Consider the following 23,138-nt stretch of genomic DNA (forward strand, 5'->3'; position numbering starts at 1 on the left):
AGCTCAGCGGGCCACGGGTCGCACCCGCAGATCGTGCGGGCGCAGGGTGATCCCCACCCGGACACCGTCGTTCGAGCCCGCCACCTGCTCGAAGCGGTACTTGGTGGCGAGCGCCGCCGTGATCAGGGTCAGCTGCGCCATCGAGAAGTGGTCGCTCGGGCACTTCCGATTCCCCACGCTGAAGGGCCGCATGGCGTATTTGGGCAGTTCCGTCACCCGCTCCGGAAGCCAGCGGTCCGGGTCGAACTCCAGGTTGCGGGCGTAGGACTTGGGGTCGCGCTGGATTGCGAAGGGGCTGTAGATGATGTCGGCACCGGCCGGAATGCGATAGCCACCGAGTTCGGTGTCGACCACCGCGCGGCGGGTCAATACCCATACCGCGGGACGCAGCCGCATCGCCTCGACGATGACATTGCCGGTGTGCCGGAGCCTGCGCACATCCTCGAATGCCACCGGACGGCCGCCGGTGACCGCGAGCACCTCGTCGCGTATTCGGTCGGTGTGTTCCGGGTGGTCGGCAAGCGCTTGCAACAGCCACATGACCGTGGAGGCGATGGTTTCGCTTCCCGGGGTGAGTATCGCGACGACCTGGTCGTGGATCTCCTGTTCCCCGATCGGGTCGCCATTGTCGTCCTCGGCCTCCAGGAGCGCGGTCAGCAAATCGTCCGGCTTCTGCCCGGAGGCGCGGCGCTCGGCGATGATCTCGTCCACCAGGAGATGCAGATCGGCGAGCGCGTCGTTGAACGCGCGATTGGCCGGCAGCGGCAGCCGGTAGAGCGGCCCGAGCGGCACCACCATCCGCCGGTACATGCCGCGGAAGACGGTGGCCAGCGCGACGCACAGCCGCTCCGCCCGCTCGTCCATGTACTGGCCGCGCAGCAGGCAGCGGGCGGCGACCCGCACCGCGACCCGGAAGGACTCCGAGGTGGCGTCGATGGCCTCCCCCGGCCGCCAGCGCTCGGTGAGCGCGTGTGCCTCCTCCTCCATGATCGGCCCGTAGGCGGGGATCGCGTCGAGCTTGAAGGCGGGCTGGATGGTGCGCCGCTGGCGCCGGTGCAGCGGGCCGTTGGCGGTGGCCACGCCCTCCTTGCCGAGCAGCCCCTCCAGCGACTCCCACAGGGGTCCGGCTATGTGGTAGTCGGGGCTCAGGGCGAGTGCGCCGGTGAGCGCCGGCGTGGTGACGGCGTACACCGTCTTGGGGCCGAGCCGGATGCGCACCACGTCGCCGTGGTCGCGCAGCTGGCCCATGAAGGCGAGCGGGTCGCGGGCGAGGCGCCAGCCGTGGCCGAGCAGCGGGATCCGGCCGCCCGCCACGGGCGGCTCGCGGAGCCGGCCGGTCTCCGTCCCGAGTCGGGGGTCGGTGGCGTCGACGGACTCGACGGTCATTTCTCACCTGCCGCTTCGTTGTTGACGTACGGGGGCGTGGCCCGGTCGTCCCAGCTGTCGACCATGTACCGGCCGGACTCGTGGTGGAACCAGTAGACGGAACTGAACCAGTTCCGCATATTGCCGACGGCGGCCCGCACCGCGTCACTCAGTTCCCGACCGGACGGAGTTCCGTCGTCGAGTGCGGCGGCGAACCGTAAAGCGTCCTGTTCCGCAGCGAGGAATTCCGTGACGCATTCCTCGACGCGTCGCCGGACTTCCGCGATGGCCTCTTCCAGGGTCAGTCCCTCATGGGTGATGAGACTGATGCCGAGATTGTGGACCTCGTCGCCCGCTATTTCCTTCGGTAGCGAGCAGAGGTCGTTGTACCAGGCGGCGAATTCCTGACTCAGCAGGGCCGCCCGGCGATATGCGGGGTGTTTTCGCACCCGCTGCGGGAAACGGCGCCCGGCGCTCGGCTCCAGCAGATCCGTCCAGATCCAGTGGGCGAAGGTGAGCCGGCGCAGGGCGAGGTATTCCTCGACGCCCGGCACGGTCCCGTGCAGCCGGTTGTGGAACTCCCGGTCGTAGGCGTCGATCACCGCGTGGAAGTGCCGGGCGAAGCGGGCGTTCCAGGAGCCCGGCAGGAAGGCGTACAGCCGCCGCACACTGTCGGCGAACCCCGCGACCAGGGTGTCCTCGTGGTGCAGGTGGTCCGCGGGTGCGTCGAGTGCCGTGTGCAGCCGGTCCCGCAGCAGCCGCCAGGCGACCGGGCGGCCGTGCACGATGTCGCGGTCGTGCCGGTCGTCCCAGACGAAGAACCAGGCGCTGTAGTCCGCTATCGCCTGGAGCACCTCCTCGGGGGCGCCGAGGTAGTAGCCCGCCATCAAGTCCGTGTAGCACAAACCATCGGCATATTCGGCGACCTTGTCCGCCGGCATCAGCCGCATTTCCAGGAGCCAGGCGCGCGTCCGCTCCTGGAGCCGGGGCCAATACGGGTGGAGCCGCCGCGGAAATGACTCCTCGATCGCCGGAAGGCGGAGCGATGGCGGCACCGCGATCGCGATCGGTGTCGCGGTGGTACCGGGTGGGAAAGCATGCACGGACGAACCCCTCTCAGCCGCCGGGGACGCACTCCTCCCGCTGAGCCAGGCGTGCGCCGTTGCGTATCCCCGCACTTCCTATTCAGCACCACAACTGACCGTTCTGGGAACGGATTTGCTCCCTTCACTACCCCTCGGTGCCGGAATCCTCCTGTTGTGTGGCAGGTTTCCGCCCCCGGACGCACGCGGCGCCCGCCCGGAGGATCCGGACGGGCGCCGTGCGCGCGGAGGTGGCTCAGTCGTTGGCGACGACGGGGTAGCGCGGCTCGTTCTCGCTCATCTGCCGCAGCGCGTCCTTGCGTTCGCGCTTGGAGAGCCGGTCGATGTAGAGGTAGCCGTAGAGGTGGTCGGTCTCGTGCTGGAGGCAGCGGGCGAAGTAGCCGGTGCCGCGCACCTTGACCGGGTTGCCGTGCTCGTCCTGCCCGGTCACCTCGGCGTAGTCCGGCCGGGCGAGCGGGGCGTACGCCGTCGGCACGGACAGGCAGCCCTCGTTGCTGTCGTCCAGGCGGCGCCGGTCGGCGGGCAGCTCCACGAGCCGGGGGTTGCACACCACGCCGACATGGCGGACGCCCTCGTCGTCGGGGCAGTCGTAGACGAAGACCTTGCGGTCGACACCGATCTGGTTGGCGGCCAGGCCCACGCCCTCGGCGGTGCGCTGGCTGGCGAACATGTCGGCGATCAGCTGCCGCAACTCGTCGTCGAAGGCGGTGACGTCCTGGCACTCCTTGTGCAGCACCGGGTTGCCGACCACCGTGATCGGGCGCGAGGTGCCGCGCTCACGCCAGGCCGCCTCGCGCTCCTCGCACTCCTCGGTGTCGACGACCCAGCCCTCGTCGTCGACGGGGAGCACGCCCGTGTGCTGCTGATCGGTGTCCTGCTGAGCCATGACCGACGTGATCCTGCCTTCTGGGAACTTCTGGGAACGACTGATGCGGGTACAGCGTACGGCGGTCGCGCTCAGCAGACCTCTTCCAGGTCCCGCCAGTCCCGGGAGTCCGGGCTGTCCGCCACCCAGCCGTCGAGCAGCCCGCGCACCAGCGCGGCCGGTGCGGCCAGGCCGCACTCCCGCTCGGGCACCCACAGCTGCCCGTCGGTGCGGTGGCCGAGCGGGCCCGGGTGTCCTGGCTCGCTGTGGTCGTGCGGGTCGAGGTGCTCGCCGTCGCCCTCGTCGGAGGGCATCCGCGACTCCGAGCACATCCGGCACAGCAGCCGCACGGAGGACGACCAGTCCTCGGCGGCGAACCCGGCGTCGGCGGCGAGCTGCTCCAGCGCGTCCCGGTCCTCCTCGGTGGCCGCCTCCAGGAGGACCACCCAGGTGGGCACGGGCGAGGGCGCCCACAGCTCGATCTCGTCGAAGACCGGGTAGGCGTCGCCGGCGGCGGTGGTCCGCTCGCCGTGCGGCACCCCGTCGTGCAGGACGACCTCGCCCCAGCGCCGCCCCGAGGAGGGCAGCGGGATGGACAGCACCTCCATGCGGGCGGGGTCGAGCCGCCGCCCCCACACCACCTCGGCCTCGCCCTCCGGCGACAGCCGTACGGCCGCGCTGCCCAGCTCCATGCCGAGCGGCTCCCCGGCGTCGGTGGCGTCCCCGGGGGTGCGCAGCCCGTACGCCTGCCAGGCGCGACGGGCCAGCGGCCAGTCCTGGAGGGCGGTGGCGGCGATGCCGACGTTCCACCAGTCGGGCGCCCCGGTGTCCCGGTCGAGCAGGGCGACGGCCCTGAGGCCCGCCGCCCGGGCCTGCTCCCAGTCGTGCCGGAACTTGTGCAGCAGGGCGAGGTTGAACCACGACTCCGACAGCCAGGGCTCCAGGTCGGCGGCCCTGGTCAGCAGGGCGCCCGCGTCCTCGTAGCGACCGTCGCCGATCAGGGTGAACGCGCGGTCGGTGGCCTGCCGCCACGAGGCGGAGGGCCGGTGCCGTCCCTTGCCGAAGATCCTCACGATTCCCGCCTGCCAGTTCCGTTCTGTGGGCTGGCCTTGCCTTCCCGCGCCCCCGTGTGCCCTCTCCTGCGCATCAAACCACGTACGGCTTGGAGGGCGCTCATTACCCATGGGTTACCCAGCCACGGGCACGGTAAGGCAGCCGCGGGCGATCACCCGGGCCAGCGCTTCCACGACCTCGGGAGCGTAGTCGCCGCCGGTGGCCAGGCGCAGCTCCTCCAGCGCGGTGAGGGCGCCACCGGGTCCGGCGGCCCGCGCCCGCTCCTCGTAGGCGTTCACCGCGCGGACGATCCGCGCGGCCGGCGGCTGGTCGTCGCGGGGGTCGGCCTGGCTCTCCACCACCACCGCCACCGCCGCGTCCACCCCGGTCCGGCGGACCACGGCCCCGCCGAGCAGGGCTATGCGCCGCTGCTCGGGGACGGGCAGGGCGGCGGTGGCGCCGTCCGGGACCGGGTCGACGAGGCTGAGCTGCCCGATGTCGTGCATGAGCGCCGCGTACTCCAGGACGGTCAGCTCCGGCCCGGAAAGACCCAGCTCCCGGCCGACGGCGCCGCTCAGGTCGGCGACGCGGCGGGCGTGGCCGGCCGGGGTGCAGCCGGCGACCTCGGTGGCCCGGGCGAGGGAGGCGATGGTCTGCCGGTAGGTGGCGCGCACGGCCGCGTACCGCCGGTGGGACAGCTGGGTGAGCAGCAGCGGCACCGAGAAGACGGGCAACGCCCACAGCCCGGCCACCGCCACCGCGAGCGCCAGTGTCACGCCGGTCGCGCACACCGCGGAGGTGATCCCGGCCATGCCGCGCAGCTCCTCGCGCAGCAGCGGGCCCAGGGCGCGCGGGGCCCGGCCTGCGCGGGCGGGCAGGGCGGCGAGCACGGCGTCGTACAGCGCGGTCAGGGCGAGCAGCGCGACCAGGAGCAGCGCGTAGGCGGGGCCGCTCAGGGCGCGGAAGGCGCCCTGGTTGAACAGCGGCTGGAAGCAGACGGCGGCGAAGCCGACGGTGAGCACGCGCCGGGCCAGCCGGCCGGCCAACCGTCCGTCGCCGCGCGCGATGTGCGGCGCGCCGCCGAGCAGGGAGCCGACCAGGACCACGGTGACGGTCTGGGCGACGCCGTGGTGCGAGGGCCGTCCCGCGACGTCCCCGAGCAGTGCGTACGCCAGCGCCCCGGCGGTGGCGACCGGCGCGGCCTCCGGGCCCTCCTCGCCGGTGCGCCGGGCCAACTCGCCGAGGGCGACGAAGGCCCCGAACGCGAGGGCCACGGGCCGTTCGGCGAGCCCGGACCAGAGCACGGAGCCGACGCCGGCCAGGGCGACGAGGCCGGCGCAGGCGGGCAGCGTGCGGGACGCCACCGAGGCCCGCACCGCCACCGGCACCGCCATCGGCGCCACGGCGCCCCCGGGTCCGGCCGGCACGCCGCTCGTGCCTCCGCCGCCCCTCACGGCACCCGCCTCTCCGCGTCCGGGACCCGCCCGGCGACCTCGCTCCCGGCAGCGACGGGCGGCGACGACGGTACGGCCCGCTCCGCCGGGACGTCGGCGGTCACGGCCGGATGCCAGCCGTGGCGGTCCAGGGCGCGGCAGAGGGCACCGACCATCCGGGCGTCGAACTGCGCCCCGGCGCACCGCCGCAGCTCCTCCAGGGCCGCCGCGACGGGACGGGCCCGGCGGTAGGAGCGGGTGGAGGTCATCGCGTCGAAGGCGTCGGCGACGGCCACCACCCGGGCCGATTCGGGGATCCGGTCGCCGGCCAGGCCGTAGGGGTATCCGCTGCCGTCCAGCCGTTCGTGGTGGTGCAGTACGGCGGCCCTGGCCTCGCCGAGGAAGCGGATGCCGCGCACCATCTCGTGGCCGTACTCGGGGTGCAGCTCGATGACCCGGCGCTCCTCGGGCGTCAGCGGCCCCTCCTTGCGCAGCAGCCGGGTGGGCACCCCGAGCTTGCCCACGTCGTGCAGGATCCCGGCGAAGCGGAGCGTCTCGACGCGCTCGTCGTCCAGGCCGAGCTCGCGGGCGATCAGCATCGAGGCCCGGCCGACCCGCTCGCTGTGCCCGCGCGTGTACCCGTCCTTGATGTCGACGGCCTGCACGAGCGCGCGGATGGTCGCCCGGTGCGCGGCCCGCTCCCGGTGGGCCTGCGCCAACGCCCACCAGGCCACGCCCATCGGCGGCAGCACCAGGAGCGCGGCCACCGGCCCGTACGGGCTGCGCCACAGGACGGCCATCATGAGCCCGGCGAGTCCGTGCACGGCCAGGGGTCCGAGCGAGCGGGTGAACAGCCCCCGCCAGGCGCGGCCGGCCGGCACCCGGTCGGCCAGGACCAGGATCGAGCCGTCCAGCACGGTCATGACCAGGCAGAACGCCAGCACGGCGGCCCCGGCCGGCAGGAGCGCGTACGGGAAGTCGGGCGCGTCGACGGCGGCCGGCCCGCCGCACGCCGCGTGCACCCGCGCCGCGGCCCACACCGCGAGCGCCGACTGCCCCGCCCGCCAGACCCGGCGCAGGGCGGCCGGCCGCCGCTCAGTCGGGGACAGCAGCGCCCCCGGAACCGCGACGAGGGCGGCGGCCGGGGGCGGCAGCAGGAGGGCGGCGGCGAGCAGCACCGGGTAGCAGGTGCCGAAGGACCGGGCCCCGGCGGCGCGCTCACACCCCGCGCACACACCGGCGAACAGCAGCACGGCCGCCCAGGGAGTGGGCTCCGCCGGCGGGAGCGGGCGGAGGCAGAGCAGGACGGCGAGCCCGGCGACGGCGGCGACGCAGAGCCGCGCCCGCATCGGTACCGCTTCCATCCACCCCACCCCCGCCCATACCCGTTCGGACTTCGCAGCCTAGGGCGGGCGGGGGCGACACGCGGGGGAACAGCCGCTAATTAGCACATACGGGTGAATTGACGGGTCCCGCCGACACGCGACGCGCGGCTCAGGTCTCCCGCGGCGTCGACGGCGCGGCCGTCACGTCATGGTCGGGCACGGCCTGTCCCGAGCGGATGAGGTCGATCCGGCCCATGACCTTGGAGCGCAGGTCACCGGGCACGTCGTCCTGACCGCAGCACCGCTTGACCAGCTTCTTCACGGCCTGCTCGAGGCCGTACTTCTCCAGGCAGGGCGAGCACTCCTCGAAGTGGTGCTCGAACTTCACGCAGTCCGAGTCGGGCATCTCGCGGTCGAGGAACTCGTAGAGATGGTCGAGGATCTCGCCGCAATCCGTCTCGTGCGGCTCTCCGCAGCTCATGACCCCGAGCCTTTCGCTTCGTCGGACCCGCCGGCGCCCGCCGGGACCAGGCCGCGGTCGCGGGCGTAGTCCTCCAGCATGCCGCGCAGCTGGCGGCGGCCCCGGTGCAGTCGGGACATCACCGTTCCGATGGGTGTCCCCATGATGTCCGCGATCTCCTTGTAGGCGAACCCCTCGACGTCCGCGAGATACACGGCGATGCGGAATTCCTCGGGGATCGCCTGGAGCGCCCGCTTCACGTCCGAGTCGGGGAGGTGGTCGAGCGCCTGCGACTCCGCCGAGCGCAGCCCGGTCGACATGTGCGACTCGGCGCGCGCCAGCTGCCAGTCCTCGATCTCCTCGGCCGCGCTGCGCTGGGGTTCGCGCTGCTTCTTGCGGTACGAGTTGATGAAGGTGTTGGTGAGGATGCGGTACAGCCACGCCTTGAGGTTGGTGCCCTCGCGGAACTGGTGGAAGGACGCGTACGCCTTCGCGTAGGTCTCCTGGACCAGGTCCTCGGCGTCGGCCGGGTTGCGGGTCATGCGCAGCGCGGCGGAGTACATCTGGTCCAGGAACTCGAGCGCGTCCCGCTCGAAGCGCGCGCTGCGCTCCGCGGTCGTCTCCGTACCCGTGCCCCGGCCCTCGGGCTGCTCCGCCTGGCCGTCCTCGGTCCCTGCGTCGGTACCGGTGACCGGACCCACCTCCTCCAGCGTTGACGTGGCACCGAGACCGGTCCCACTCGAATCGGAGGATAGACGACGATCCGGTCCGCCCGCCGCCCGAATCGGGGCGGTCTTCGCCGCGTGCAGCACCGTCCAGTCCAGTTCGGTGCGGCTGCCGCGGGGGGCGGCGGGGCAGAAGGTCGAACCCATGCGGCGGACTTCCTCTCCTTACGGCGTCGGTGCTGGTACCCAGCAACGTACGTCCCGCACAACAGCCTCGGGACGCCGCACATTCCCGCGGCCTCAGCCGAGTGAGGCGGTCCACTCCCGGGCGGCGCCGGTGATCGTCCGCAGCGCCTCGTCCTGGGTGAGCGCGCCCCGCTTGGGCACGGCGAAGCCGTGGTCGGCGCCGGGCACCTCGACCAGCCGGTGCCCTCCCGCGGGGAACTCGGCGGGCCGGCCGAAAGGGTCGTTGCCGCCCTGCACCACCAGGATCGGCACGCCGGCCCCGAGCAGCTCCTCGGCGCGGGACTTCTCCGGCCTGCCGGGCGGGTGCAGCGGGAAGCTCAGGGCCAGCACGGCGCGGGCGCCCAGCTCGGCGGCGGTGCGGCAGGCGACCCGGGCGCCGGCGCTGCGCCCGCCGGCGACCACCGGCAGGCCGGGGGCGGCCAGCGCGGGCCAGAGTCCCCGCCAGCCGGTGTCCAGCGTCTTCGGCGCCGGCGCCAGCTTCTTGCCGGCCACCCGCCAGGGCTGCTCCACGAGCGCGACGCTCACCCCGTGGGCCGGCAGCGCCGCCGCCAGGGCCACCAGGTCGCGCGCCTCGACGCCCCCGCCGGCGCCGTGGCCCAGGGCGAGGACCAGGCGGGGCGCGGCCGCCGGGTGCCAGGTGAGGCGGGCGGGGCCGGCCGCCGTCTCGACGACCTCTTGCTGACCTTGGTGCATGGATGCCGTCATACCAGAACGATCGGGTCGGCACCGCCGGGTCAGAACAGCGTGCCCTCTTCCGGCGCCGCCAGCTCCTTCACCAGCTCCGGCCCGTTGTTGCGCACGTTGCTGACGGCGGTGCCGATGGGGAAGGCCCGCATCAGACCGGCGGGCGGCGGCGCCAGCAGGTCGGTGAGCTGGTCGGGGTCGGTGCGGGCGGGGTCGAGCCAGGCGTCCCAGCGGTCCGGCGTCAGCATCAGCGGCATCCGCGGGTGGATGTCGGACAGCGACCGGGGCCCGTCGTCGGGGCCGGCGGCGAGCGGCGCGGTCTCCGCCTCGGTGGTGAGCACCGAGCAGGTCACCCACCACGCGCGCGGGTGGTCGTCCGGCAGCGTCTTGTCCCGCCAGAACTCGTAGAGCCCCGCCATCGCGAACACCGACCCGTCGGCCGGCGTGACGAAGTACGGCTGCTTGCGCGCCCGCTTCCCCTTCCCCTCGACCTCCAGCTCGCGCTCCTGCTTGCCGGTGGCCCACTCGTAGTAGCCGTCGGCGGGCAGGATGCACCGCCGGGCGGCGAAGGCGCGGCGGTAGGACGGCTTCTCGTGCACGGTCTCCGCGCGCGCGTTGATCATCCGGGCCCCGCCCTCGGGGGTCTTGGCCCAGGACGGCACGAGCCCCCAGGTGAGCCGGCGCAGCTGGCGGACCGGCTCCTTGTCCTCCGCGTCCTTCAGGGGACGGTCGAGGACCGCGTAGACCTCCTTGGTGGGGGCCACGTTGTAGTCGGGCTCCAGGGTCTCCTCGGGATCCCATCGCTCGATCCCGAAGATCCCCGCGAGGTCCTCGGGCGACCGGCTGGCCGCGTACCGTCCGCACATCGGTGCTCACCCCTCCCGCCCGGACCGCAGGCGACAGGTCCCGGCGCGTCGCCATCGTGGCACACCGGTCCCAGGGGTCGCGAGGCACCGGCCGCGCCCGGCGCCACGACCTCGCCGGCCCCGCCGGGCGGCTGCCCGGCGGGGCCGGCGAGGTGGGCTCGCGAGCGAGGGGTCAGGCCGTCTTGACGGTGACCTCGATGTCGCCTCGGGTGACCTTGGAGTAGGGGCAGATCTGGTCCGCCTTCTCCACCAGCGTCCTGGCGGTGGCCTCGTCGACCGTGGGGATGTGGGCGGTGAGCTCGGCGACGATGCCGAAGCCGGCGTCGTTGCGGCCGATGCCCACCCGGGCCGTGACGCTGGAGCCCGTGATGTCGATCTTCTGCATCTGGGCGATGATCCCGAGGGACGCGTGGAAGCAGGCGCTGTAGCAGGCGGCGAAGAGCTGCTCGGGGTTGGTGCCGGCACCCGTGCCGCCCAGCTCCTTGGGCTGGCTGACGACGATGTCGAGCTTGCCGTCGTCGGTGGAGACGCGGCCCTCTCGGCCGCCCTCGGCGGTGGCGACTCCGGTGTAGAGGGCTTCGCTGGACTTGATGGGCATGACTTACGTACCTTCCGTCGGTTGAGGAACGGGGGTCGACGCCTCGGTGGCCGTAGCGGTCCCGCCCGCCTGGGGGGCGGGGGGTGCCGCCTTGATGACGAGCCCGAGGCCCGCCACACCGGAGATCACCGTGACGATGGAGCAGAACAGCAGGACGTGCCCGAAGTCGGCCGCGTCGGCGTTCGCGTCGCTCAGCAGCGTCGCCAGGGTCGCGATGCCGAAGGCGCCGCCGACCTGGCGGGCGGTCTGGTTGAGGCCGGTCGCCGCCGCGAAGCGCAGCGGCGACACCGACAGGGCGGCGGCGGTGGAGGTGCCCGTGGTGATCGCGCCCATGCCGGCACCGGCCAGGATGCCGGTGGGCAGCCAGTAGTCGAGGAAACGGGGCTCGTCGGGGAGGGTGAAGGCCAGGAAGAAGCCGGTGCCCGCCAGGATGACCGCACCGGCCACCACGACCGCCCGCGGGCCGTACTTCGTCTGGATCTTGCCCGAGTACAGCGCCACCAGGGTCGCCGCGAACGCACCCGGCGTCACCGCGAGGCCCGCCTTCAGCTCCGACCAGTGCCACACCGAGGTGACGTAGAGGACGCCGACCAGGAGCCAGGCGAACAGGCAGGCGCCGTAGAAGAACACCGACAGGTTGGCCAGGGCGAAGGTCCTGCTGCGCCACAGGCCCGTCTCGACGGCGGGCGCCGCGTGCGTGCGGGAGCGCAGCAGGGTGACGGCCATGGCCACCGCGCCCGCGGCGAGGCAGCCCAGCGTCGCCGTGTCCCCCCAGCCCCAGTCGGAGCCCTTGGAGATGCCGAGGCTCAGCAGGCCGACGCCGACGCCGAGCAGCACGGTGCCCACGACGTCGGGCAGCTTGCTGCCCTCGGGGCGGGTGGTGCGCGGAATGAGGTTCGCGCGAAGGAGGAGCAGCAGGCCGAACGGCACATTGATCAGGAACAGCGAGCGCCAGCCGAGGGCGTCGACCATGACACCGCCGAGCGCCGGGCCCACCGCGGCGGCGAACGCGGAGGCCGCGCTCCACTGCCCGATCGCGGCGCGCCGGCGCTCCAGCGGTGTGTCCGTCAGGACGATGGCGAGCGAGGCCGGGATCATCAGGGCGGCACCGGCGCCCTGCAGGGCCCGCGCGGCCAGCAGGAGCGGGATGTTCGGCGCCAGCGCGCAGGCGAGCGACAGGGCGGTGAAGACGCCGATGCCGGCGGTGAACAGGGAACGGCGGCCGATCACGTCGGCCAGCCGGCCCGCGGGGGCGAGCAGGGCCGCGAACACGGTGGCGTACACGGTGATCACCCATGACAGGTCCGCCAGGTCGGACCCGGGGAAGTCGTCATGGAGATCGGGAATGGCCAGATTGACGATCGTCACGTCCAGCACGGCCAGGAACGTCGCGCTCGACGCCAGGAGCAGCAGGGGCACGTACCCCCGCTTGGCCGCCGCTTCAGCGGACCCAGTGCTCATCGCTCAACACCTCCAACATACCGGTGGTAGGAATGTATCGAGGGAAGCGCCGGGCCGTCAATCGGGAGACGGCCCGGCCCGGCTTCCCGGCGAGGTGCGGACGGGCGCTCAGCCCGTCCCGTCCGTCTCCGTGCCCGCCGTGATCGCGCCGTCCACCTCCGCGACGCGGTCCGCGAGCTCGCGGTCCTCGCGCTCGCGTTCCTCGCGGCGCTCGCGGTCGAGGCGTTCCGCCTGGGCCTCGTCCGCGGCCATCAGGGACAGCAGGTCCTTGTCGGCCATCTCCAGCACGCCCATGTCCGCGTAGGCCTTCTTCACCGCCGGGCCCCACAGGCCGATGTCCTTGACGCAGGGGACGATGCGGGTGAACAGGCGGGAGCGGAAGGCCTGCATGCGGGGACCCTTGTTCATGTACTCCATGCACTCGGCCATGTCGTAGCCGAGCGTCTCCCAGACCTCCTGCATGCGGAAGCGGTCCCGCATCAGGTGGCAGCCCTCCACCACGAACTCCTCGCGCTCCGCCCGCTCCTTCGAGGTCAGCTCGGCGTAGTAGTCGCGCAGGGCGAGCCGGCCGAAGGCCACATGGCGGGCCTCGTCCTGCATGATGTAGGCCAGGATCTGCTTCGGCAGCGGCTTGTCGGTCTTGTCGCGGAGAATGCCGAACGCGGCCAGCGCGAGGCCCTCGATCAGCACCTGCATGCCCAGATACGGCATGTCCCACCGGGCATCCGAGAGTGCGTCGCCGAGCAGGCTCTGCAGACTCGGATTGATCGGGTACTCCATGCCGATCTTCTCCTTGAGGAAACGGGAGAAGATTTCCGCATGCCGCGCCTCGTCCATGACTTGCGTCGCGGCATAGAACTTCGAGTCCAGATCGGGGACGGATTCGACGATCCGCGCCGAGCAGATCATCGCCCCTTGCTCACCGTGCAGGAATTGACTGAATTCCCAGGACGCCATGTGACGGCGCATTTCCTGCCGCTCGCGCTCGTTCAGCTTCTCGTACTGCCGGGAGCCGTACAGCGCGAGTGTCTCCTCGGGGGTGCCGAGCGCGTCGTAGGGGTCGACCTCCGTCTCCCACGCGATGCGCGTCGCGCTGTCCCACTGCTTGTCCTTCCCCTTCTGGTACAGGTTCAGCAGCCGGTCCCTGCCCTCGTCGTAGTTCCAGGTGAAGTAGGTGTCACCGGCCGTCGGCAGTACCCACCGGTCCTCGGCGGTGCGCTCGGCACCGTGCATGGTCGTCTCCTCCGTATCCGGGTCCCCGCCGCCCTTCCACGGCTCACGCCTGATGCGGCGGCGGTGCGAGAAACGGCACGACGCCGGCGAGGAGGCCCACCGTGCAGCGGGCGTGCTCCCCGGCCGCCGTCTCGCCGTCGTGCTCCAGGGACAGCGGCGCACCGTCGGTGCGCTCCACGACGAAGTGGCGGCCCCGGGTGTAGATGACCCCGGGACGCCCGACGTGTCGTCCCTCTCGGGTCAGGCTCAGTAGTTCGAGCAGGTCGCAGGTGTCGTCGAAGACACACAGGTCCAGCAGCCCGTCGTCCAGGACGGAGTGCGGCATCAGCCGGAACTGACCCGCGCGGAACCGTCCGCCGCCGATGTTGGTGAGCTGGACGCCGCCCTCGTGCACCACCTCCCCGTCGACCGTGACGCGGGCGGGGTAGGGCCGGTGGGCCGCCACGACCCGGGCCACGGCCTGCTGGTAGCGCTCGCGGCCGGCGACGTCGGTGCGGCGGTTCGCGGCGGCGAGCACGTCGGCCACGACGCCGGTCCCGGTGCCGAGCAGCGCGTGCACGCCGATCTCCTCGATGTACGCCAGGTCGACGTGCCGGACCCCGCGGACCGGCCCGGACAACGCCTCGTCCAGCGTCCGCGTCCAGGGGCGGTCGGACCAGATCTCGCGGTAGAAGGAGTTGGCGGTGCCGGCCGGGACGCAGAACACCGCGGGCAGGTCCGCCCCGGGACGGGCCGGACCGGTACGGGCCAGGCCGGCGGCCACCTCACGGGTGGATCCGTCGCCGCCGGCCACGATCACCACGTCGGCGCCGTCGGCGACCGCCTTGGCGGCGATCTCCTCGGCGTGGCCGCGGTGGCCGGTCGGGACCACCGCGAGGTCGCCGACGCGCTCGGCGCACCACCGGGTCAGCGCCGCCAGGTCCGCACGGTCGGCGCGCCCCGCCCCGGCGAGGGGGTTGGTGATCAGCACACCGGAACCTGCCCACCGGTCTGACTGCATGGCTGCTCTCCTCGGATGCGGACCGCGGGACGCGGCTCTCGGCGGGCAGACGGGCGGGCGCGGTGCGGCGGTACGGCTGTACGGCTGTACGGCGTGCTGCTTCGGCGGAGAGAGCAGGATTCGAACCTGCGTGGGCGTGAGCCCAGATCCGGGATGTCTCCCGGATCCCCGTTGGGCCGCTACGGGAATCTCTCCTCGGACACCGGAGCGCTTGCCGCGAAGGCTCGCGGTCCGGTGCACGACTCCAAGGTGCCAGGGCGTTCTGAGATCTCCCTGACATGGCGTTCTCAGTCCCCGCGGAGCGCCGCCAGACGCCGCCCGAGCTGCACGTACACCGCCGAGGCGAGGACGGCGTGACCGCGCATCGACGCGTGCAGCATGTCCGCGCTGAACACGCTGCGGTCACCGCTGGCGGGGTGCGCCCACATGTCGACGACCATGGCGTCGTGCCGCACGGCCACCTTGCGGACCTGGTCGTTGAAGGTCTGGATGCGCTCCCGCAGGCTCCCCCCGCCGAGCTGTTCGGGGAAGACCCTGGTGATGTCCTGGATGGTGAAGACGAAGACGTCGGCGCCGGCCTCGCGCAGCGGCCCCACCATGGCGTCCAGCTCGGCCTCGACGGCGCCCGCGGAGAAGTCGCGGGCGAGCATGTCGTTGCCGCCGCAGACCACGGAGGCGAGGTCGGGCCGGAACTCCAGCGCCCGCCGGAGCTGGCTGCCGCGCACCTCGGCGGCCTTCAGGTGGCGGACGCCCAGATTGAGGTACTCCACCTCGTCGCCGGCCCGGCGCAGCGCTTCCAGCACGCGGTCCGCCCAGGGCAGGTCGGCGTATCCGGGCGAGGGCTCCCCGATCCCCTCGGCGAGGCTGTCCCCGATGACCGCGAAGCGGCTCCAGGGAGCGGCGCGCAGGAGCTCCCCGGTGTCCTCCGGGGAGAGGACGTACGGGTCGCTCGCCTCCGCGGCGCGCCCTTCGGCCCCGGTCATGCCGCCGCTCCGCTCTCCCGGCTGTCCCGTACGGCGCGCTCGGCCGCGATCAGGCCCATGAAGTCGTCGTCCTTGCAATACGGGTCGGCGCCCCCGTAGCGGCGGACCAGGTCGGGGACGCGCGCCTCGTCGGTCGGCCAGAAGCCGGCCCGCCGCACGGCCGCGGAGACGCTCTCGGGCGTCATCCCGGTGAGGTACGGCTCGCCCTGCGCGCTCACCTTGGCCGCCATCGCCAGGGCGCCCGGGTAGGGGGCGGTGCCGTCGATGACGCCCTCGTCCATGTAGTCGAAGACGAGCAGGCTGCCCTGGGCGCACAGGCCGGACAGGCCCTCCAGGGTGCGCTCGACGGCGTCCCGGCGCAGGAAGTAGGTGACGCCCAGCCAGCCCACGACGCACCGCAGGTCGGGGCGGTAGCCGGCCTCGACGAGGGCCTCGGCCAGCGAGTCGCCGGCCTCGAAGTCCACCGGGACGTACGTCGCCGACGGGGCGTCGACCGCGGCCTGCACCAGCGTCTCCAGCTTGGAGCGCTGGGTGGCGGGGTGGTCGACCTCGAAGTAGCGCAGGCCGTCGTAGCCGGGCATGCGCAGGGCGGTGGTGTCGTAGCCGGCGCCGAGCAGCACGACCTGGCGCACGCCGGTGGCGACCGCGTGGATCAGCTGGTCCTCGAAGAAGCGCTGGCGCAGCAGTATCTCGGCGATGAAGCCGCCGTGCGCGCTGTCCAGGGCGGTGAGCCGGGCGAGGGCCTCCTCGGAGGTCCGGGGCGGCGGGGGCTCGCTGACGAAGAGGGCGGCGAAGCGGTCGTCGAGCAGCCGGCGGGCGGGGGTGACGACGGCGTCGGCGGCGCGGGCGCGGGCGGTGAGATAGGCGGTGTCACTGGGCAGGCCGGACTGCATCCGGGTGGCCTGTTGAGATGTCGCCATGGTGGTCCTTTCCGAAAAGATCCACGGTCGCGCGAGAGGCGGCGCCGCGTGTGTGTCGCAGGTCTTACGCGCCCGTCGCGGGATTCCCTGAAGTACGGGCGCATTCCGTTTGAGGGATCGGATTCGGTCCCTTTCTTGTGAGGGTCCTCTGCGGTGTCCGCGTAACCGGGAAGAAGCCGCACTGCGGACCCGCCGTGAAGGAGACCGATGACCCTCACCGAAGAACTCGCGGAATGGGCTCACGCGCTGCGGTTCGAGGACATACCGCGTGATGTCGTGGAGATCGCGGGGCTCCAGTTGCTGTCCCAGTGCGCGGCGATGCGCACCGGTGCGGCGCACCCGCTGGGGCGCCGTCTCGTGGCGGGGTTCGGGCAGCCGACGCAGCCGGATCCGCGCCGGGCGGCGTTCGTGCTCGCCGGGCTCGGCTCGTGGCTGCACTTCGACGACACCGCGTTCGCCGGGCATCTGTCCAACTCGACGGTGGCCGTGCCGATGGCCTACGCGCGGAGCCAGAAGCTGGACGGCCGGGCGCTGCTGACCTCGGTGATCGTGGCGAACGAGTGTGCGGCGCGGATCACCGCCTCGGCCACACTGGGCCCCTTCCGGGGGCAGAGCGCCACGTTCGCGCACGTCGTCGGGGCCGTCGCCGGGCGGCTCGCCGGTGAGGACGTGCCGGTCCGGCGCTGGGTCGACGCGCTGGGGCTCGGACTCGGGCTGCCGCCGCGCACGGTGCCGATCGGGTTCCTGGGCGGGGACGCGAAGGTGTTCAGCGCGTCGACGCCGGTCGCCGTGGGGCTGGACGCCTGCGACGCCGCGGGGGCCGGGTTCACGGGCAGCGCGGAGATCCTGGAGCACCCCGAGGGGTTCCTGTCGCGGTTCTCCACCGTGCCGCTGCCGGAGGCGGTGACCCTCGGCCTCGGGCGCCGCTGGCACACCCGGACGATGTCGTTCAAGGTGCACCCCGGCGGGCCGGGCATGGACGCCGCGATCGACTGCGGGCTCGAACTGCACCGGGCGGTCGGCCCGGTGCGGGCCGCGGACGTGGCCGGGATCACCGTGGACACCTCGCTGTACACGGCGATCGTGAACGCGCAGGCCGGCGCGTATGTGCGCGGGCCGCAGTCCCCGGTGAGCGCCCTGGTGTTCGCGCTGCCGTACCTGCTGGCGACCGTGCTGCTCACGGGCGACCTCACCATCGAGGACTTCTCCGCGGCGGGGACCGGCCGGCCGGAGCGGTGGCGGCTCGCGGAGCTGGTGCGCGTGCGGCTCGACGACGAGATGACCTACGACCTGTTCCACAGCGAGGTCCCCTTCGGTGAGGCGCTCCGGCTGGCGGGGCCGCGGGCGGCGGAGTGGCTGCGGCCCTTCGGGGCGCGCTGGAAGGGCGACGGGCAGTGGCTGGTGGACCTGGTGGGTGAGGTGGAGCCGCCGAGCGAGGACTTCCGGTCGGCCCGCAAGGTGACCGGGGCGCGGGTGACGGTCGGCTTCCGCGACGGCCGCTCGGTCAGCCGGGAGGTGGACGTGCCGGTGGGCGCGGTGGGCGCGACGGGCGGGCGCCCGGTCGCCGATCTGGTCCGCGAGAAGTTCCTCGGCACCGGCGGCTCGGCGGCGACGGCGGACGCGATGACGGCCCTGGAGCCGGCCTCGGCCGCCGAGGTGGCGGCGCTGCTGGAGGACGCGCTGGACCGGACCGCGGGATGAGTGTGCGGCGGCCGGGAGGTGCCCGCGCGGGTCCCCCGGCGAGGGATGTCCGGCGGGGGACGCCCGGCCGCGCGCCCGGTCAACCGGTCAGCGCTTCCTGGTGCCAGCGGCGCAGTCGCGCGCGCGCCTTGGTGAAGGCGCTCTCCGCGGCCTTGAGGGAGATGCCCCGGCGGGTGGCGAACTCACGGGTGCTGATGCCGTGCAGGCGGGCCACGATCACCTGGTGCTCGCGGCCCGCGAGGCGGTCCACCTGCCCCAGCACCCAGGCCTCCTCGTGGGCGGCGCAGATCAGCTCCTCCGGCCCGGCCATGGCCTCCGCGCCGGCCGTCCGCAGCAGCCGGCGGGCCCGTTCGTCGCGGCGGTGGACGTCGGTACACAGCCGGAGGGTCACCGTGGTGAGGAAGGGGCCGATCCGGGTCTCGTCGAGGTCGCGGAAGGTCGCCGCGCGTATCAGGGCCTCCTGGGCGCAGTCCTCGGCCTCCTCGGCCCCCGAGAGCCGGGACCGGGCGAGCCGGTGGATGCGGTCCCGGTGCGGAAGGAGCAGCTCCCACCGGTCCGCGGGGACCGCTGCCACGGGAGGTGCGGGGCTCTGCATGTCTGGTGACCTCCTTGCCGGACGTGCCTGGGCCGAAGGAGCAGGGTCATGCCGCGGGGGAGCGCCGTCGGGGTCGGCGGCCGGCAGCGGCGAGGTTACATTCATACCGTTGGTATGTCTACATTCTCGGAATCCGCGGACTCCGGGTAGGGGGACGGGTACCGGTAGGATCGAATCCGTCGGGAAATGTCGGGGCGTCAGAACAGCAGGGCGTATCCATGGGGAATCAGCAGCACGCACGCCGGTCACAGGAGGAGCGGTCCCGGACGACGACGAACGAACTGGTCGCCGCCGCCCGCAAGCTCTTCGCCGGAGACGGCTACACCGCGACCTCGCTGGACGCGATCTGCGACGAGATCGGGGCCAGCAAGGGCGCGCTCTACCACCACTTCAAGAACAAGCGGGACCTCTTCCGCGCCGTCTACGAGGCGGAGGAGAACCGGCTGTCGAGCGCCATCGCCCAGACCTTCACGCTCTACGAGGATCCGTGGGACGGCCTGTACGAGGGGATGCGCGAGTTCCTCGTCATGTCGATGGAGCCGAGCACCCAGCGCATCACGCTGATCGACGCGCCGGGGGCGCTGGGCTGGGCCGAGATGCGGGCGATCCGTTCGGACTGCCGGCGCATGATCGCGTACGGCCTGGGACAGGTGCTCGGCAAGGAGCGCACGCGGGCCGACGTGACGGCCGTCGCCTCGATGGTGCACGGTGCCGCCTGCGAGAGCGCGGTCGCCCTGGCCCACGCGGACAACGGCGAGGAGCTGCTCGACGCCACCCTGCGCCAGTTCCGCCGGCTCTTCACCTCCATGGCCGAGGACTCCGCCGGGGCCGCGGCGGTGGCCGCCGGGAGCTGAGCGGCTCTCACCGCCAGTCGTCCGGGACGCCGCCGGCCAGGTGGTCGCGCAGCCCGTGGACGACCGAGGCGGCCGCGACGGCGTGCTCCCGCACGGCGGGGTCGGCGCCGTGCGCGCCGCGGCCGTCCGGTGCGGCGCCCCGCGGACGCGCGGCGAGGTCGACGTAGATCGCGCCGTGCCGCAGGGCGACCGCCTGCTTGCGCTCGGCCAGCTCCCGCAGCCGCAGCCGCAGGCCCCGCGTCGCCTCGTCGGGGCGGGAGCCGCCGCGCCGGGTGACGTCGAACCAGTTGACCATCAGCACGTCGCCGCCGTTCTCGCGCAGCGCGGCCACGACCCGGTCGAACTCCGCCTCCACGACATCCGCGTCGAACCGCTCGCGCACCAGCTCCTGGCCGCAGCACATCAGCGCCGTCAGATCCGGCTGGAACTGAAGCGCCCGGGCGAGCTGCCGGGACCGGACCTCCGCCACGAGCTTGCCGCGCGTGCCCAGGTTCAGATAGGCGAGGCACGGCTGGACCCGGCGCAGCGCCGCCGCCACCCGGTCCGCCCAGCTTCCGCCGCCGTGGCCCCGGGAGGACTCGTCCCGCCCGGTCGCGATCTGGTCGCCGATCACCAGGAAGCGCCGCCAGGGCGCCCCCGCCAGAGGGCTCTGCGCCCCCGTGGCCGTACAGTGCGGGTCTGTCTTCTCGCTCCGCAGAGCGGTCGTCGCGCACATGCATACCCCCCGTATGCCGCCCGTGCGTGGGCTGCGGTGGACACCGTACCCGCGCGACGTGCGGCTGCATTGATGATTTCACGCCATAGCTCGGAACCCGGGGCGAGGATCAGATCGACTTGGAGACCCGCAGTATCTGCCAGATCGCCCCGAGGCTCGCGCCTCGTTCGAAGGCCAGGTACTCCGGGAGCACCACCTGCGGACCCCACTTCTCTTTGTACGCGAGCTGGGTCGAGGCCGGGTACACGGCGTGGCCGTGGTCGGCGAGGAACCGCATGAAACGGCCCGTCAGCCGGCTCGCCCCGTCCGGCTCGTGGCTCGGGTCGAGGCCGGTGAACGGGGTGAAGCCGAAGTGCAGCCAGTGCGCGCCCTCCTCGATGAAGGTCTCGGCCGCGTGCAGGTTGACCGCCTCCATCACCCCCGGCGGTCCGTCCGGCAGCCGCCGGCTGAGATCGTGCAGCCAGCCGGGCCTGCTGCCCCGCACCGGGACGTAGGAGATGTAGCAGACCGGCTTGCCGTCCAGCCGGCCCACGAAGAGCCGGCGGTGCCGCTGGGCCGGGCCGCCGAGCTGGCCGACCAGGAACTCGATCTCCTTGACATGCCGGCCCTTCGACCTGAGCCACGACCTGTCGATCCGCTCGATGTCCTCGGCACAGGCCGCCCAGTCCGTCTCCGCGACGGTGAGCCCGCTGCGCCTGGCCCGCGAGATCTTGTTCCGCAGCTTCATGAACTTCGTTCCGCGCAGGCTGAACCGGGTCAGGTCCAGCGCGTACGAGGACCCCACCTGGTTGACGGTGAAGCCCTCGCCGGTGAACAGGGCGAGGTCCTCGCGCTGCAACTGGATCCCCACGATCGTGCGGCGCCGCGCCCGGGCGTGCTCCCGGAAGGCGTGCAGCAGGGACGCCTGGTGCTCGGGGGCCGCGAACACCCCGCCGAACTGCACGAGGTAGCGGCCGGACCGCCGGAAGACGACGAAGCCCTCGATCCCGTCGGCACGGAAGTACTCGTTGCCCTCGTTCAGGGCGAGAAAGGCGCTGGGGTTCTCCGCGTGCTTCTCCAGGACGGGCAGCAGGGCCCCCAGCGGCCCGTCGTCCGCGTCCTCCGTGGGTGTTACCGCCTGCTGCTTCCGTGATCGACTCACCGCACCGCCCTCCGACGAACCGCCAAGACCCGCCCGGCACTCTTCCAACTGGGCCGTGAAGCGGGCTGACACAGCCGTCTCAGGCCGGTCTCAGCGCTTTCTCAGGGCCCTTGGCGAGGGTTGCCGTCGGAAAAGCCGAAGGTGGTCTACAGAAGGCGGGGGACCTGGGGTGACCAGCGTTCACTTGTCCGCTCCGGCCGGCACGCAGCGCGGCGGGACTCCGACGCGGCCGCTGCGCGAGTACCGGTCCTACGTGAACGGGGAATGCCTCGACGGCGGTGCGTGGGTGTACGTCGTCGGCGCCCAGGCGCTCCTGGACGACGCGTTCGCCAGCCTCACGCTCAAGCGGAAGCTGGAGCGCGGGATCGAGGACCCCGTGCGGCTGCCCGCAAGCATCGTCGGCCGGGTGGCGAAGGCCGATCGCGGCACCGTCGCACGGGCCGTCGACGCGGCGGCCGACGCCGCGCCGCGCTGGGCGGCGTTCCCGCTCGACGTCCGGCTGACCCGGCTGGGCCGGCTCATCCACAGCCGGATCGTGGAGCGCGCCCAGGAGATCGTGGACATCCTGGTGGACGAGGGGCATCCGCTGTCGCTCGCCCGCTGGCAGGTGTCGGGGATGCTCGACTGCTTCGGCCCGCAGTCGCTGAGCTTCTACCGGTCGCAGATGTCGCAGGAGTTCCGGCAGGACGAGCGGCAGCTCGCGGTGCGCCGGCTGCCGGACGGGGTGGTGTGCCTCAACCCGCCGCAGAACGCGCCGCTGTCCAGCACGCTGCTCGGCGTCACCTCGCTCTTCGCGGGCAACACCCTGGTGGTGCGCGCGCCGCGCAGCGCGCCGCTGGGCGCGATGTACGCGCTCCAGGAGATCGTCGTCCCGGCGCTGGAGGAGCTCGGCGCCCCGCCCGGGACGCTGAACGTGGTGTGCGGCGACCCGGCGCCCATGCTGGCGGCCTGGCTGGAGAGCCCGAAGGTCGACGACATCATGTACTTCGGGAGCAGCGAGAACGGCATCACGTTCGAGGAGAAGTGCGTCAGCGCCGGCAAGAAGCCCATCCTGGAACTGGCCGGGAACGACGTCGTCGTGGTGTGGAAGGACGCCGACCTCGAACTGGCCGCGGAGGCCGTCGCGGAGAGTTTCTACGGCTCCGGCCAGCTGTGCATGATCCCCAATCAGGTGCTGGTGCACCCCGATGTGGCGGACGAACTGGTGGCGAACATCGTCCGGTTGGCCGGCCACATCCGTCCCGGCTACGCGTGGGAGGAGGACGTCCTCCTCACACCCGTCCTGCGCAACGAGAAGTTCTTCGCCTGTCTGCGCGACGCCGTCGCGCACGGCGCGGAGATCGCCTGCGGCGGGCACGCCATGCAGATCGACGAGACCCGCGACACGGCGGGCATCTTCCTGGAGCCCACGGTCGTGGTGGTCCGCGGCGTGGCGGACGCCCGGGAGACCGCCGCGGTACGCAACGAGACGTTCTTCCCGCTGCTTCCGGTGGTGGTCGCGGAGCCGGCCCCGGACGCCGAGCTGATGGACGTCTTCGTCGAGTTCGTCAACTCCAACGCCTACGGCCTGCGGAACTCCGTCTGGGCCGGGGACGGTGCGGTGGTCGAGGAGTTCGTGCGCCGCATCACCACCGGCGGGATCCTCAAGGTGAACGACTCCCACATCGGGTTCCTGCCCTATCTGCCCACGCACGGCGGCACGGGGCTGACCGGCGGGGTCTTCGGGGAGGCCAACTACCCGGTCCTGCGCACCTCGCACGTCCAGGGGCTCAGCGTGAGCACCGGGTCGCGTCCACGGGACGCGGTCTTCGGCGCCTGGCGCACCATGCGCCGGCGAGAGCACTGAGCCCGGCGAGAGCACCGACGAGAAGA

At 72.8% G+C, this 23,138-nt stretch carries 22 protein-coding genes and 1 tRNA gene; 3 read left to right on the forward strand and 20 right to left on the reverse strand.

Annotated elements, in window-relative coordinates:
- Window positions 1–3: 3 nt before the first annotated feature.
- From ACGFZL_RS23345 to ACGFZL_RS23425, 17 genes are all read right to left on the reverse strand, one after another.
- Window positions 4–1,386: a cytochrome P450 gene (locus tag ACGFZL_RS23345; RefSeq protein WP_393694365.1), complete on the reverse strand. Its 1,383-nt coding sequence runs from the start codon at window positions 1,384–1,386 to the stop codon at window positions 4–6.
- Entirely contained in the window at window positions 1,383–2,468 is a 1,086-nt protein-coding gene (gene cyc1 / locus ACGFZL_RS23350; RefSeq protein WP_393694367.1) for an epi-isozizaene synthase, read from the reverse strand. The genes ACGFZL_RS23345 and cyc1 overlap by 4 nt, the downstream gene beginning before the upstream one ends.
- 235 nt (window positions 2,469–2,703) lie before the next feature.
- Entirely contained in the window at window positions 2,704–3,354 is a 651-nt protein-coding gene (def, locus tag ACGFZL_RS23355; RefSeq protein ID WP_393694369.1) for a peptide deformylase, read from the reverse strand.
- Window positions 3,355–3,425: 71 nt separating this feature from the next.
- Window positions 3,426–4,406 (reverse strand): hypothetical protein, encoded by a 981-nt coding sequence (locus ACGFZL_RS23360; protein WP_355169608.1) that lies wholly within the window; start codon window positions 4,404–4,406, stop codon window positions 3,426–3,428.
- Window positions 4,407–4,520: 114 nt separating this feature from the next.
- Window positions 4,521–5,780: an HD-GYP domain-containing protein gene (locus ACGFZL_RS23365; protein ID WP_393694459.1), complete on the reverse strand. Its 1,260-nt coding sequence runs from the start codon at window positions 5,778–5,780 to the stop codon at window positions 4,521–4,523.
- 56 nt (window positions 5,781–5,836) lie between these two features.
- The gene (locus ACGFZL_RS23370) at window positions 5,837–7,183 is read right to left on the reverse strand and encodes an HD-GYP domain-containing protein (RefSeq protein WP_393694371.1); all 1,347 of its coding nucleotides are present in this window, start codon (window positions 7,181–7,183) and stop codon (window positions 5,837–5,839) included.
- A 130-nt stretch (window positions 7,184–7,313) separates the two neighbouring features.
- A complete protein-coding gene (gene rsrA / locus ACGFZL_RS23375; protein WP_355169604.1) occupies window positions 7,314–7,625 on the reverse strand; it encodes a mycothiol system anti-sigma-R factor in 312 nt (103 codons plus the stop codon).
- Window positions 7,622–8,305, reverse strand: coding sequence for an RNA polymerase sigma factor SigR (gene sigR, locus ACGFZL_RS23380; protein ID WP_355169968.1), 684 nt, complete (start codon window positions 8,303–8,305; stop codon window positions 7,622–7,624). The genes rsrA and sigR overlap by 4 nt, the downstream gene beginning before the upstream one ends.
- Window positions 8,306–8,569: 264 nt before the next feature.
- Entirely contained in the window at window positions 8,570–9,208 is a 639-nt protein-coding gene (locus ACGFZL_RS23385) for an alpha/beta family hydrolase (RefSeq protein ID WP_393694373.1), read from the reverse strand.
- A gap of 41 nt (window positions 9,209–9,249) precedes the next feature.
- Window positions 9,250–10,065: an SOS response-associated peptidase gene (locus ACGFZL_RS23390; protein WP_393694375.1), complete on the reverse strand. Its 816-nt coding sequence runs from the start codon at window positions 10,063–10,065 to the stop codon at window positions 9,250–9,252.
- Between the two features lie 172 nt (window positions 10,066–10,237).
- Window positions 10,238–10,663 (reverse strand): organic hydroperoxide resistance protein, encoded by a 426-nt coding sequence (locus ACGFZL_RS23395; RefSeq protein WP_393694377.1) that lies wholly within the window; start codon window positions 10,661–10,663, stop codon window positions 10,238–10,240.
- Between the two features lie 3 nt (window positions 10,664–10,666).
- Entirely contained in the window at window positions 10,667–12,124 is a 1,458-nt protein-coding gene (locus tag ACGFZL_RS23400; RefSeq protein ID WP_393694379.1) for a DHA2 family efflux MFS transporter permease subunit, read from the reverse strand.
- 108 nt (window positions 12,125–12,232) lie between these two features.
- Window positions 12,233–13,357, reverse strand: a complete 1,125-nt coding sequence (locus ACGFZL_RS23405; protein ID WP_355169594.1) for a diiron oxygenase — start codon at window positions 13,355–13,357, stop codon at window positions 12,233–12,235.
- Window positions 13,358–13,400: 43 nt separating this feature from the next.
- The gene (locus tag ACGFZL_RS23410; RefSeq protein ID WP_393694381.1) at window positions 13,401–14,357 is read right to left on the reverse strand and encodes a diacylglycerol/lipid kinase family protein; all 957 of its coding nucleotides are present in this window, start codon (window positions 14,355–14,357) and stop codon (window positions 13,401–13,403) included.
- Window positions 14,358–14,462: 105 nt separating this feature from the next.
- Window positions 14,463–14,552 (reverse strand) — tRNA-Leu (locus ACGFZL_RS23415).
- 92 nt (window positions 14,553–14,644) lie between these two features.
- Complete coding sequence (locus ACGFZL_RS23420) at window positions 14,645–15,340, reverse strand: SGNH/GDSL hydrolase family protein (protein WP_393694383.1); 696 nt, start codon at window positions 15,338–15,340, stop codon at window positions 14,645–14,647.
- Window positions 15,337–16,260 (reverse strand): class I SAM-dependent methyltransferase, encoded by a 924-nt coding sequence (locus ACGFZL_RS23425; protein ID WP_393694385.1) that lies wholly within the window; start codon window positions 16,258–16,260, stop codon window positions 15,337–15,339. The genes ACGFZL_RS23420 and ACGFZL_RS23425 overlap by 4 nt, the downstream gene beginning before the upstream one ends.
- 207 nt (window positions 16,261–16,467) lie before the next feature.
- On the opposite strand from ACGFZL_RS23425, the gene ACGFZL_RS23430 reads away from it, so the two are divergent.
- Complete coding sequence (locus ACGFZL_RS23430) at window positions 16,468–17,961, forward strand: MmgE/PrpD family protein (protein ID WP_393694387.1); 1,494 nt, start codon at window positions 16,468–16,470, stop codon at window positions 17,959–17,961.
- Window positions 17,962–18,040: 79 nt separating this feature from the next.
- Here the strand turns inward: ACGFZL_RS23430 and ACGFZL_RS23435 are convergent, their stop codons facing one another.
- Complete coding sequence (locus ACGFZL_RS23435; protein ID WP_355169584.1) at window positions 18,041–18,556, reverse strand: sigma-70 family RNA polymerase sigma factor; 516 nt, start codon at window positions 18,554–18,556, stop codon at window positions 18,041–18,043.
- A 218-nt stretch (window positions 18,557–18,774) separates the two neighbouring features.
- Here ACGFZL_RS23435 and ACGFZL_RS23440 point away from each other — a divergent pair, with 218 nt between their 5' ends.
- A complete protein-coding gene (locus ACGFZL_RS23440) occupies window positions 18,775–19,410 on the forward strand; it encodes a helix-turn-helix domain-containing protein (RefSeq protein WP_355169582.1) in 636 nt (211 codons plus the stop codon).
- Window positions 19,411–19,417: 7 nt separating this feature from the next.
- On the opposite strand, the gene ACGFZL_RS23445 is transcribed toward ACGFZL_RS23440, so the two are convergent.
- Both ACGFZL_RS23445 and ACGFZL_RS23450 read right to left on the reverse strand, forming a co-directional pair.
- Window positions 19,418–20,125 (reverse strand): GDSL-type esterase/lipase family protein, encoded by a 708-nt coding sequence (locus ACGFZL_RS23445; protein WP_393694390.1) that lies wholly within the window; start codon window positions 20,123–20,125, stop codon window positions 19,418–19,420.
- Window positions 20,126–20,234: 109 nt separating this feature from the next.
- Window positions 20,235–21,206, reverse strand: coding sequence for a DUF2156 domain-containing protein (locus ACGFZL_RS23450; protein ID WP_355169966.1), 972 nt, complete (start codon window positions 21,204–21,206; stop codon window positions 20,235–20,237).
- 229 nt (window positions 21,207–21,435) lie between these two features.
- Between ACGFZL_RS23450 and ACGFZL_RS23455 the strand changes: the two genes are divergently transcribed.
- Window positions 21,436–23,112, forward strand: a complete 1,677-nt coding sequence (locus ACGFZL_RS23455; protein WP_355169578.1) for an aldehyde dehydrogenase — start codon at window positions 21,436–21,438, stop codon at window positions 23,110–23,112.
- Window positions 23,113–23,138: the final 26 nt, after the last annotated feature.

The organism is Streptomyces sp. NPDC048182, from assembly GCF_043202555.1.
Taxonomy (GTDB): domain Bacteria; phylum Actinomycetota; class Actinomycetes; order Streptomycetales; family Streptomycetaceae; genus Streptomyces.